General features: G+C 45.8%; 11 protein-coding genes. 4 read left to right on the top strand and 7 right to left on the bottom strand.

Annotated elements, in window-relative coordinates:
• Positions 1-195: 195 nt before the first annotated feature.
• Complete coding sequence (locus O9334_RS21600) at positions 196-915, bottom strand: biliverdin-producing heme oxygenase (protein ID WP_288002442.1); 720 nt, start codon at positions 913-915, stop codon at positions 196-198.
• 510 nt (positions 916-1,425) lie between these two features.
• On the opposite strand from O9334_RS21600, the gene rpaA reads away from it, so the two are divergent.
• On the top strand, positions 1,426-2,166 hold the full coding sequence (gene rpaA, locus O9334_RS21595) for a two component system response regulator RpaA (protein WP_002736267.1): 741 nt from the start codon (positions 1,426-1,428) through the stop codon (positions 2,164-2,166).
• Positions 2,167-2,573: 407 nt separating this feature from the next.
• On the opposite strand, the gene O9334_RS21590 is transcribed toward rpaA, so the two are convergent.
• Both O9334_RS21590 and ylqF read right to left on the bottom strand, forming a co-directional pair.
• Positions 2,574-4,058 (bottom strand): glutamate synthase subunit beta, encoded by a 1,485-nt coding sequence (locus O9334_RS21590; RefSeq protein WP_288002438.1) that lies wholly within the window; start codon positions 4,056-4,058, stop codon positions 2,574-2,576.
• Between the two features lie 182 nt (positions 4,059-4,240).
• Positions 4,241-5,080 (bottom strand): ribosome biogenesis GTPase YlqF, encoded by an 840-nt coding sequence (gene ylqF, locus O9334_RS21585; protein WP_045361857.1) that lies wholly within the window; start codon positions 5,078-5,080, stop codon positions 4,241-4,243.
• 107 nt (positions 5,081-5,187) lie between these two features.
• Here ylqF and O9334_RS21580 point away from each other — a divergent pair, with 107 nt between their 5' ends.
• Together O9334_RS21580 and O9334_RS21575 are read left to right on the top strand one after the other, a co-directional pair.
• Positions 5,188-5,730, top strand: a complete 543-nt coding sequence (locus tag O9334_RS21580; RefSeq protein WP_288002434.1) for an NUDIX hydrolase — start codon at positions 5,188-5,190, stop codon at positions 5,728-5,730.
• A gap of 160 nt (positions 5,731-5,890) precedes the next feature.
• Entirely contained in the window at positions 5,891-6,832 is a 942-nt protein-coding gene (locus tag O9334_RS21575; RefSeq protein ID WP_288002445.1) for a hypothetical protein, read from the top strand.
• A gap of 46 nt (positions 6,833-6,878) precedes the next feature.
• Here O9334_RS21575 and O9334_RS21570 read toward each other — a convergent pair whose 3' ends face one another.
• Positions 6,879-7,820 (bottom strand): TIGR04168 family protein, encoded by a 942-nt coding sequence (locus O9334_RS21570; RefSeq protein WP_190381292.1) that lies wholly within the window; start codon positions 7,818-7,820, stop codon positions 6,879-6,881.
• A gap of 406 nt (positions 7,821-8,226) precedes the next feature.
• Here O9334_RS21570 and O9334_RS21565 point away from each other — a divergent pair, with 406 nt between their 5' ends.
• Positions 8,227-8,424, top strand: a complete 198-nt coding sequence (locus O9334_RS21565; protein WP_012264871.1) for a hypothetical protein — start codon at positions 8,227-8,229, stop codon at positions 8,422-8,424.
• A 1-nt stretch (position 8,425) separates the two neighbouring features.
• On the opposite strand, the gene O9334_RS21560 is transcribed toward O9334_RS21565, so the two are convergent.
• The 3 genes from O9334_RS21560 to O9334_RS21550 form a co-directional block, all read right to left on the bottom strand.
• Entirely contained in the window at positions 8,426-9,592 is a 1,167-nt protein-coding gene (locus O9334_RS21560) for a cysteine desulfurase family protein (protein WP_288002429.1), read from the bottom strand.
• 171 nt (positions 9,593-9,763) lie between these two features.
• Positions 9,764-11,008 (bottom strand): M23 family metallopeptidase, encoded by a 1,245-nt coding sequence (locus O9334_RS21555; RefSeq protein WP_288002426.1) that lies wholly within the window; start codon positions 11,006-11,008, stop codon positions 9,764-9,766.
• Between the two features lie 45 nt (positions 11,009-11,053).
• Positions 11,054-11,767 (bottom strand): biotin--[acetyl-CoA-carboxylase] ligase, encoded by a 714-nt coding sequence (locus tag O9334_RS21550; RefSeq protein ID WP_288002424.1) that lies wholly within the window; start codon positions 11,765-11,767, stop codon positions 11,054-11,056.
• Positions 11,768-11,978: the final 211 nt, after the last annotated feature.

Raw genomic sequence — 11,978 nt, 5'->3', positions numbered from 1 at the left:
CTGAAATGGGGCGAAAGTCTGTGGACTCTGTGTAAGACAGTACATGGTTTTTTAACTGTGGTATGCGACGGTGGTGGAAGCAGAAACTTAAATCGTGAGGTTTAGGAATCGCCGCACTTTTAGGGCGGCGAGGATGTCAAGGCTAACCATTACCCCAATTCTAGAATTATCCGTTTTTTTAGGTTTTCTTGACTACTATTCGGCGGTAGCCAATCCAGTTTCGGTGCTGCCGGTGGTGCGACGACGGGTGAGAGTATTAAAGAGCATAATTCCGATCGCTTTGATCAGATTACCTTCCAACTCTTGGAACATTTTCATGTTCATGCCAAAAGCGGCGTTAGCTTCGGTGACAATGCGATCGGCCATGGCTTGATCCACTGGTAACTCGTCGAGGGTTTGACGATAGTGGTTTTTATAGGCTTTTTCGTCGGAAATATCTTTGAAATCATAGAAAGCCGTGCCACCAGTTTCCAGATTCATCGCTTTTTCGGCGATTTTTTTCAAGATTTGCCCCCCGGACAGATCGCCGAGATAACGGGTATAGGAATGAGCGACTAATAATTCGGGTTCTGTTGTGGCGATTTCCCGAATCCGGTCAACGTAGGCCTGACCTGCCGGAGATAAAGCGATCTCGTTGCGCCAATTTGGACCGTAATAAAAATATAAATCCTGTTCGAGTGTATTTTTGCGATTGAGTTCAGGAAAACAGATTTTAGAAACAACGGGATGACTAGGAAGTTTTTCCATCTCCTCCTCCATGGCCGAATAGACGAAGTAGAGGTTAGCCACCAGTTTGCGATAGGAAGTTTTTTCTACCACGCCTTTGAGAAAACACTTGACAAAACCGACGTTTTCTGCCATGGTGTGGGATTTTTTCGTGCCTTCCCGCAGTTGAGTTGATAAATTAACGCTCATATTATGATCACCTGTTGGGATGAGTAGAATGGATCGGGTTCGTTACAGATGCTTACTAAAACCGTCTATTTTGGTAGATTAAACTGAATTGATCGGTAATTTTATTAAGAATTTTTACAGTACCGATGGGGGAGCTTAGGGGAGAAATTTAGCTCTAGCAGGACTTGACCGCCGGTTAAAACCGGTATCGCTCGAGATGGCGCAATTGTAAAGATTAGTGAAAAACTGCTCCCTAGTTGATCTTGGGGAGAGAGAGGGCATAATTTAGCACCAATATCAATTCTTGCTCGACATTCTTCACACTTCTTAGCAATTCTTAACATTCACGAGACTTATATCAGCAAAATTTCACAAATTAAAACCGAATTTAGCAATCATGCTTATAATCAGTACAGGATTCTTTATGTTGTGCTAAACTCAAGCCCTTGAGAGACAAAGCCCTAGGGGCGATGTCAGCGAGAACACATTGAGCAACCCCCTACCCAAACCCTTAGTCATAACACTCTGGTAATGCCCCGAATACTTGTAATCGATGATGATCCTGCAATCGCGGAATTAGTCTCCATCAACCTGGAGATGGCGGGTTATGACGTTAATCCCGCAGAGGACGGGATTAAAGGCCAGGCCTTGGCCGTCCAGTTACAACCCGATTTAATCATGCTGGATTTAATGTTGCCCAAAGTCGATGGTTTTACCGTCTGTCAGCGTTTGCGACGAGATGAACGCACGTCCGACATCCCGATTTTGATGCTCACAGCCTTAGGACAAACCCAAGATAAAGTGGAAGGTTTTAATGCGGGTGCTGATGATTACCTGACCAAACCTTTCGAGGTGGAGGAAATGTTAGCTAGGGTGCGCGCCCTGCTCAGACGCACCGATCGCATTCCCCAAGCCGCTAAACACTCAGAAATACTCAGTTTTGGACCTTTAACCCTGGTTCCCGAACGTTTTGAGGCGGTCTGGTTTGAAGGTGTGGTCAAGTTAACCCATCTAGAATTCGAGTTACTCCACTGTCTTCTCCAACGTCACGGTCAAACCGTTTCCCCCAGTGATATTCTCAAGGAAGTCTGGGGATACGATCCCGATGATGATATCGAGACTATTCGCGTTCATATTCGCCATCTGAGAACGAAACTAGAACCCGATCCCCGCCACCCTCGCTATATTAAAACCGTTTACGGTGCGGGTTATTGTCTGGAGTTACCCACCAATGAACAGGTGGTGCTTGATTCATCGGCGGCAACGGTTTAAACAGGGAGCAATTGTCTAGATAGGCAATAGGGACAATTGTTTCCTCGCTCCTCCTCCTCTTCAGATTGAGAAGGTTTGACCGGCGGTTCGGTTTTGATGGCTATGGCTGAGGCCTCTTTTTGGCCCTGACTATAACCAGGGGAAAACACCCCCAGCAAGTCAGGACAATGGCGGGAGTAACTAGGGCTGGCTGAATAAATCTAAAAACCTTGTTGGGTAAGACTTTTAGACCTTTTAGAAATCAAAAAGTACCGGATATGGGAGTGATCGGGGGGAAAATTCAGGTACTTTTTCCCTGAAAATTAGGTAATTGACCCCCTCAAAATCGGTAAAACCCTACACCCCACACCCCACACCCCACACCCTGCCCCCACAAAAAACTTTTTCAGCAAGCCCTAACTACTGGTTTAAGGTAAATCCGTCGCCCCCATCAAAAAGCGATCGCATTCCCTGGCAGCCCCGCGGCCTTCATTAATCGCCCAAACCACCAAACTTTGACCACGACGACAATCCCCCGCTGCAAAGACTTTCGGTAAGCTAGTGGCAAATTGACCGTGTTCGGCCTTGATATTGCTGCGGGCATCCTTTTCTAAGCCTAAATCATCGAGTAAAGGCTGTTCCGGTCCCAAAAATCCCATAGCCAATAGAACTAACTGCGTCGGGACGAATTTTTCGGTTCCCGCCACCGGTTGGGGGATAAACTGCCCTTTTTCGTTGCGTTGCCATTCCACCCGTACCGTGTGAATCCCCGTCACGTTACCCTCGCTATCCCCCTCGAATTTAGTCGCCGTGGTGGTATAAACCCGGGGGTCATCGCCAAAACGTGCGGCCGCTTCCTCTTGTCCATAGTCCAGACGGTAGATTTTCGGCCATTCGGGCCAGGGATTATCGGCAGCCCGTTCTCGGGGCGGTTGCGGCATGATCTCTAATTGGGTGACGCTACGGCAGTTATGACGCAGGGAAGTCCCCACACAGTCGGTTCCCGTGTCACCACCGCCGATAATTACCACGTCTTTACCCGCGGCCGAGATAAAATCCTCCCCCGGCTGTCCGTCTAATAGTGCTTTTGTATTAGCGGTGAGAAACTCCATGGCGAAGTGAATGCCCTTTAATTGGCGACCTTCGATGTTTAAATCCCGGGGTTTGGTGGCCCCGGTACAGATAACCACGGCATCATATTCGTTTAATAGGTCTTGGCTGCTGATATCCTTGCCCACTTCCGTGTTACAGACCATTTTTACCCCTTCCTGTTCGAGCATCTGGAGACGACGCAGAACCACTTCTTCCTTATCTAACTTCATGTTGGGGATACCGTACATTAATAGTCCACCGGGGCGATCGGCCCGTTCATAAACTGTCACCCAGTGACCGGCTTTATTTAACTGGTCGGCGGCTGCTAATCCAGCAGGTCCAGAACCGATCACGGCCACTTTTTTGCCGGTACGGATGGCGGGGGGATTGGCAGTAATCCACCCGGATTCCCAACCTTTGTCAATAATCGAACATTCAATATTTTTGATCGTAACGGGGGGATTATGAATACCGAGAACACAGGAACCCTCACAGGGAGCGGGGCAGACTCTACCGGTAAATTCGGGGAAATTATTGGTTTTATGGAGGCGATCGAGGGCTTCTCGCCACAATCCTCGATAGATTAAATCATTCCATTCGGGAATCAGGTTATTAATCGGGCAACCACTGGCCATGCCACTAATTAGCGTTCCCGTGTGACAAAATGGTGTACCACAATCCATACAACGGGCGGCCTGATTGCGGAGTTTATCTTCTGGCATGGGAAGATGAAACTCATCCCAATTATGAAGGCGATCGAGGGGGGTAAGTTCGGAAGGAAGTTCACGCAGGAATTCGATAAAGCCAGTCGGTTTGCCCATAGTCTTTTTTATCTCTGTCGTTTATTCCCTATCTTCCTTCAGGGTTCGATCGATCCCCGCAACTTTACCGATTTCTTTAATCTTATCGGCAGCTCAGTGGACTAACAGGCGGTAATTTTGACAAATTCGGGAATTAACTGTGGCGGCGACCATTGACCGAATTGAGTTAAAAACAGGCGATTTCAAGAGGAAGGGGGCAATTCTAACGGGATAGCCCCGATGATTCCCTTACGAAAATCATTGAGTAACTGCATGGCTGCCCTTTCTTTATCTTCTTGATATTTGAGATTGGCCAATTTTTCGATAAAATCTTCCCCAGTCATGTCTAGGGTATTCAACCCGTAACGAGATTGTAAAAGTCCTTCATAGTGTAATTCTATTAATAAATCGACAAAAGCCGCCGCTATCCTTTGGTTATCATAACCAGCATCCCCAATATCCTCACAGATAGCTAATTTCACCGCATCCCTTTGATTATCTAAACGGGAAGGAATCACCCCCGGCGCGTCTAATAGTTCTAAGGTGTCGGAAATTCGTACCCATTGTAATTGTCGCGTTACTCCGGCCCTGCGGGCGCTGGCGACGACTTTTCGCCCTAATAAACGGTTAATCAGGGCAGATTTACCCACATTGGGAAACCCGATCACCACGGCGCGCACTGGACGCGGTAACATTCCTCTTGTTTGGCGTTTTTGGTTAATTTCATCGCCAATTTTTTCCGCCGCTTTGATAATTGCTTTAACTCTTTCTCCCTGTTTAGCGTTAGTAAAATAGACGGTTTCTCCTTGACTTTTAAACCATGTTACCCATTGTTGCTGGGCAGATTCGGGAATCATATCGAGACGATTTAAGATTAACAAGCGCGGTTTATTGCCAATCCAATCGTCCACCTGCGGATGATGGGAAGCTAAGGGAATGCGAGCATCGCGCACTTCTAGGACCACATCCACGAGTTTAAGATGTTCCTTGAGTTTTCTTTCCGCTTTGGCAATATGACCGGGATACCATTGAATTAACGACATGGGAGATGGGAGTATAAAATTAAATCTTATCAGAAATAGTCCCTAGATAGCTATAATTATCTGAGAAAAAGTTTAGTAATTTCACTGCAATTATAACAGGATTGTCGATGACTAATTTAAAAAAATGGCAAATTATTAAATCCGAGCTAGTTTTTAATAATCGTTGGTGTCAAGTCCGTCAAGACGCAGTGAAGTTATCCTCTGGACAAGTTATCGACGATTATTTTGTTAATATTCGTCCTGAAATTGTTTTAGTTGTTCCGGTTACTGGGGATAATCAATTGGTTTTTGTCCGTCAATATCGTCACGGAGTTAAGGAAATTTTATTGGAATTTCCCGCCGGGGCAGTAGATGGGGGTGAAGATAATATTACTGCGGCAGCGCGTCGGGAATTCGAGGAGGAAACTGGTTATCAAAGTGATTCTCTAATACCTCTGGCTGTTTTGTACGATAATCCTGTTAAAGATACTAACAGAATTCATATTTTTTTGGCTCTTAATGCTACTCCCACTGGTCAACAAAAGTTAGATGTTACCGAGGAAATTGAAGTTATTCTTCGACCTTTACAGGAAATTAATCCCCAGGAAATTACCGTCTCCGGTAGTTTAGCTGCTTTCTATTTAGCGAGGGATTTTTTAAAGCAAAATTAAGGAGTTATAGCAGTTATATTCATGGGGAGGTAGGAAGTTTTCGTTTATTCCCACTTCCCCACTTCCCGCTCTCCTACCTCTGCGCTTTTCTCTACTGTTTGAACAGGATTTGTATTACTTTAAGTTTTATTTTTTTCACTTGTCTATGAGTAATTTTTTGATGATTGCTGGCTTTATTCTATCAGCTTATGCGATTGTTGCCAACGATTCCCTACAAACTTTAGGGACTTTTTTAAGTGCCAATGAAGAACGTCCCTGGTGGATTTTATGGCTGTACACCAGTATAATCTTAGCCTCGATTTTTATCGCTGGTTGGTACATTAATCGGGGAGATGTGGCCTATAATCGACTAGAAATGATTCCCTTCCCAGAAACTTTTACTTGGATTTATATCGTTCCTCCCCTAGCAATTTTAATTCTCACCACTTGGGGAATACCCGTGAGTACAACCTTTTTAGTTTTAACAGTTTTTGCTCCCCAATCTCTAGATGAAATGTTAATTAAATCTGCGTGGGGTTATGCTATTGCTGTTATAGTGGGGTTAGTCATCTATCGAATTATTTATCGATTAGAAAACTTTTTCCTAGAAACAGTTAATAAAGAACCTCAAAAAATCTGGGTGGTTTTACAGTGGTTATCTACTGGGTTTCTCTGGAGTCAATGGTTAATGCAAGATTTTGCTAATATTTTCGCCTATCTTCCCAGAAAGTTAGCGGCAACATGGTTAGTTTTATCTCTAACAGTTATGCTACTCCTGCAAACCATCATTTTTATTAATCACGGTGGTCAAATCGAGAAAATTGTCACTAGCAAAACTAACGCCCATGATCCGCGTTCTGCAACAATTATTAACCTAATTTATGGTCTAATTTTACTGTTTTTCGTTGGCTATAATCATATTCCCATGAGTACCACTTGGGTATTTTTAGGTTTATTAGGAGGTCGAGAAATTTCTCTGACTTTAACCAGAGAAAAACCTAATTTAGCAGCCACGGGTAAATTGGTTTTAGGGGATGCCTTGAAAGCTTTTATCGGTATGATTGTTAGTGTTACTATCGCTCTTGCTTTACCTCTACTCGCTCAAAAACTTAACTATCTATAGGAAGTGGGGTGTGGGGTGTGGGGTGTGGGGTGTGGGGAGATGTAAATTAAGAATAACAAGATTGGGGAGATAGGCGATCGATTGATGACCCGGAGTGATAAAGTTTTCTATTGCTGATAATCTCGAAATTATCGTTCAACCAGATTAAAGATGCTTCTGTGACTAGACCTTCTTCAAGAGTGACTAGGGAAAAATTGCGAGATTTACCCGTATCAGAGTGGAGAATGCGAGGGACACTAGCAGCATTCAGATAAACGGTTCCCATCTCGGAAGTGACCACGGGATTGCGTAAACGGGAAGTAGTATGACGGAGACGGTGGTGCATATGACCGAAACTGACGAGAGGAACCTGTTTTCCTAATAGCTGTGCTTGTGCGATGGCCGCTGCTAAATCCGGATCCCCGTGGTCCCCTCCCAAAGGTTGCCAATCGCGACCACAGATAGCTTCCGCTTCCTTTCCCAGTCCGGCTGGACCATTGTGACCTAAAAAAATCAGGTTATTATAGGCAGTATCTTGAATATTAGCGATAATTTTGGCGGTAGATTCGGCAAAACTGCTGATATTATAGCGTTCTTGCAAAAATTCCCCATTTTTCCACTCGGAACCTCCCCAAGTAAAGGGACGACCCCCAACAATCGAAAGCTCTAAACTGGGTAGGTCTAGTTTTGAGTAACCCACATGAGCAACCCCTAATAATTCTAACTGGGCGGTGACACGATCTTCTTTATCGCGATCGTAGGGACATTTTTTTCGTCCCCAGGAGGTGGCACTATACCAAGCGTCATGATTACCGAGAATAACGGCTTTTGGTAAGGACAAACTAGCAATCCGACCGACAATTTCTAGGGATTCATTGCCAAAATCCCCCACAAATAGGGCTAAATCCACTTGTAAAGCTTCTAGTGCTAAATTATCTTCTATTTCCCATTGGTCGTGAACGTCACCGATGACGGCGATTTTATAGGTGCGAGGGAAAGAACTTACCATTACCAGTTATTAACTATCATTTACCATTAAAGATCATAACTAGGGTTTGCAGCAAAAAGTACGGGCGAAGCATTCGGATAGAAAATCTCCGGTTTCAGCGATAGGTTATTGCCCGAATGCTTCGCCCCTACAGGACGCGGGCCGATGAAGAGGCAAGGTTTTGAACCACGATTCTCTCAAAATCTTGCATCTGTGGGAGCGAAACAGAACCCTAAAACCCTTACCTCGTCTATATTTCACATTTATTCAGCAAACCCTAACTAGGATTGGTAGTCGAAAACCGTGGGCAAGAAAGAGAGATTTTTTCTCAAACTACCAATGAAAAGGTAAAGATTTAAAACAAAGTTACCCACAGTCATCGGTTTGTTTGTAAATTTAGATACAGAATTATCAGGGTGATCTGTGTATGTCTTTACTACAATACCGCACTACTGCCGTTGTTACTTGTCCCCAAGCAAACACATGGGTACAACTCAGAATGCTTCCCTCTCCATACAGCTTTGATGAAGCTCTACTACTCTGTGAACAGGATCAGGGCCGTTGGGTGGCATGGATTCCCGACTTTGGCGAAATTATCTTGATTGAAGGACAATTTGAGGGATAAACTAACTCTTGCTTACAATTAAAGCAGATAAACAGCGATCGATCACTTGTTTTAATACTAGAGCCGTCCAATCAATATCGGCGGCGCTGGTGTCCCTTCCCAGGGTTAAACGAATTCCCGCTAGTGCCTCTCGATCGCTGTAGCCCATAGCTTTTAAAATTGGACTAGGGGAAAGTTTGCCACTATGACAGGCGGATCCAGAACTAATGCCGATTCCTGCTAAATTAAGCTGACGAACTAGCTGTTTTCCCGTGATTCGACTGTCATCGTCCGGACGGACAATAAAGCTGACGTGGTGGGGTAAACGATAGAATCGGTCCCCCGTGGGCAGCAGATAAGGATAATCGGCTAAGAGGTCAAATAATCGATCTCGTAGGGCTATTAAACGCATTTTTTCGCTAATTAAGTCTTTTTGGGCTAATTCGGCCGCTAAACCGAAAGCTGCGATCGCTGGTACGGCTGGGGTTCCCGATCGCAGGCCTTTTTCCTGACCACCGCCCCGCAGTAATGGTAAAATATCGACACCGGCTCTGATGTATAAAGCTCCCGATCCTTGCATTCCATAAATTTTATGGCTAGAAAGAGATAATAAATCTACGGGCAGTTTCCGCACATCAATGTCGCATCTTGCCGCCACCTGCACCGCATCGGTGTGAAAAAGAACTCCCCTTTCTCTGGCAATGCTGCCCAATTCTTCAATCGGTTGTAGAGTTCCCACCTCACTTTGTCCGTAAATAATGGAAATTAAGACCGTATCGCTTTGAATTGCGGCTTTTAGGTCTAAAGGATTCACCCTACCTTGACGATTGACGGGAAGAGGAGTAATTTGCCAACCTTGCTGCTCTAATTGTTTACAGGGTTCAGCGATCGCCGAATGTTCCACACTAGAAATAATTATATGACGGGGGCGGTTATACTGTTGAGCAACCCCGATAATTGCTAAATTATCGGCCTCCGTGCCGCCAGAAGTGAAGATAATCTGGTCTGGATTGGCATTAATTAACCCTGCTACCTGTTCTCTGGCCATTTCGATGACTGTCGCCGTATCCTGTCCCCAACTGTGTAAACTGGAGGGATTACCCCAATGATGCTGGAGAATAGTGGCAACCCGCTCGATTACTTGGGGATGAGTGGGGGTAGTGGCACTATAGTCAAGATAAATTTGCATTATTTTACAATCTGGGAAATGAGAGTCAAGTACAAGCAGCTATTCTCAGTTTAGCGGCTTAGGTTTAACACTCGATCGATTGTCGGAGCAGTTAAATCATCCCCTGATAAAAATAGAGATGCCGATTAAAGCATCCCCACAGATCTGATTTTAGTTGTAACCCAAAACAAATCAATTCTGATTAGGGTCAGTGGCTGCGGCCATTTGCATTCTCTGCACCAGATTATCGAGGGCTAATTCTAGATGTAAACCGGCATCTACGGCGGTCCAACCCTGTTCGGTTAGGTGTCGCCATTCAAAGTGTAGGTGCGGACCGGTAGAAAGTCCCGTACTACCCACACGACCGATAACCGCACCCTGTTCCACCCATTCTCCCGGTTTGACAGTAATTTCCGAAAGGTGGGCATAACGAGATTCTTGAGTACCATCGAGGTGACGTAAAATCACCGTTAATCCGTAACCTCCTAACCAGTCGGCGGTGGCCACTTCCCCTGCGTAGGCAGCTAATACAGGTGTTCCCATCGGTGCGCCTAAATCAGTACCCGCGTGCATGGCCCGATTCCCGCTGACTGGATGATTTCGCCACCCGAAAACCGAGGTAATTTGGGCGGGAAGGGCGAGGGGAAAGAGTAAATCGGTGCGTTGAGTTGGGTTAGAATCCGTGGGACTTAAACGGGTGGCCCGCTCATAGGTGGTCGCTTCGCTGATGGCCTCCACTTCTGCGCGAGTCACCGGGGCCAAAGCTAATTTTACGCCATTCCATTCCGGGGGATTGAGGGCTACCACCTGACTTGGAATCACCGTCGGGGCGGCCAGACGTACCGGGGCGCTAGAAGCGATGAGAGTGGGGGCATAACGACCCAGGGAATTATTAGCGATAACCGGCTGATTTCGGGGCTGCCGTCCTACCCGCACGGCCGGATTAGGATTGAGACGCACCCGGGCCAGATTAACCGGGGGTAAGGGTTTGGCCACAGTGCTGACCGGCTGACGACGGGGGGACCGGGCCGCCAGATTACAGCTACCTCCTACCAGTTGACCATTTTGGGCGATGGTTTGGCAACCACTGCGGCGCTCGGTGACGACAACGGAACTGGGGGGGTTAAAGTTTCTAGTATCGATAAAATTATTTTTACCGCCGGCCCGGGGGGCAAGGGTAGGCATATCGGTTTGATGGTTTTCAGGGATAGCCAGACGGGGGGCAGGATTAGTATTTTCTTTGATAACGGGGGCTTTTAGAGTCGGGGCGGGATTTTCCACTACCGGGGTTTCGCTGCCAGTTTCGGAATTAGCGATCGCATTGGGAGCAAGAGTGATCAGACCGCTGATCACTAAACCGAGACCACTGCATAAACTCAGCTTCTTTTTTAAGGATTTTCCGAGAAAAAGTTTCAATATCACCGATGAAGGATACATAGGGCGGCCTCACTTCTCACAGTTTAGTCAAAAAAATATTTAGACTCAATTATAGCCGAGACTAACCCTACCGGCCGGTATATAAATTTCGCTACTGGCATTGTCCGAAGTTAATTTAACTTTTAATTCCCCTCGATCGCTTACCCCGGTTATTATGCCCTGATAGCCCTCAAAAACTATCTTTTGACCAAAATTAGCAAAAAGTTCTAAATAGGAGGCTAATAGGGCTTTTATGCCGCGATGACAGTAATATTCATAGCCGTATAGGATAGCATCGCTGGTGAGATCGGTTAATTGAGCGATCGAGGTGATTTTATTGCCGGCCAAAGCTTGTAAATTAATGCCAGTGGGGGGGACGGGATTGGCCCAATTGATGCCCACTCCGATGACTGCTTGGGGGATGTTTTGGCCCTGAATACGGGTTTCTAGGTTAATTCCCCCTAGTTTGCGCCCTAGTAATACTAAATCATTCGGCCATTTGATTTTAACGGGTATTTCCTGACAATTCAGCTGATGAGCGATGCCCCAAACTGTAGCGAGAACGAGATGGGCAGATTTATCCACCTCTAAATCCAGATTTAACGCCAAAGATAAATATAATCCTCCCGGTTCAGAAATCCACTCCCGTCCCCATTGTCCTCTCCCGGCACTTTGTTGACTAGCAGTCACCACAAAAGGCGGATTTTCCCCCGATTCTAATAATTGCCACGCTTTAGTATTAGTGGAAGGTAATAGCTCAAAGTGATGGATTTTGGGCATAAATTGGAAGTGGGGAGTATTTTCAGTGATCAGTAAACAGTAATCAGTGACCTGATACTAAATCCGTTGAGTATAGGCTAAATATCAGGACAGGCAAAAGGCAAGAGGCTTCGGCCGTGAGCTCAGCCGAACGGCAAAAGGCAAAAGAGGGAATAGATAATCAGTTTTTAATAACCGGATTGAGTATGAAAACTGACATCTGATCACTGAT

Source organism: Microcystis sp. LE19-8.1F, from assembly GCF_027531715.1.
Taxonomy (GTDB): Bacteria; Cyanobacteriota; Cyanobacteriia; order Cyanobacteriales; family Microcystaceae; genus Microcystis; species Microcystis wesenbergii_A.
Note: the sequence above shows the minus strand (reverse complement) of the source record. Positions and strands in the feature narration are given on the sequence as shown.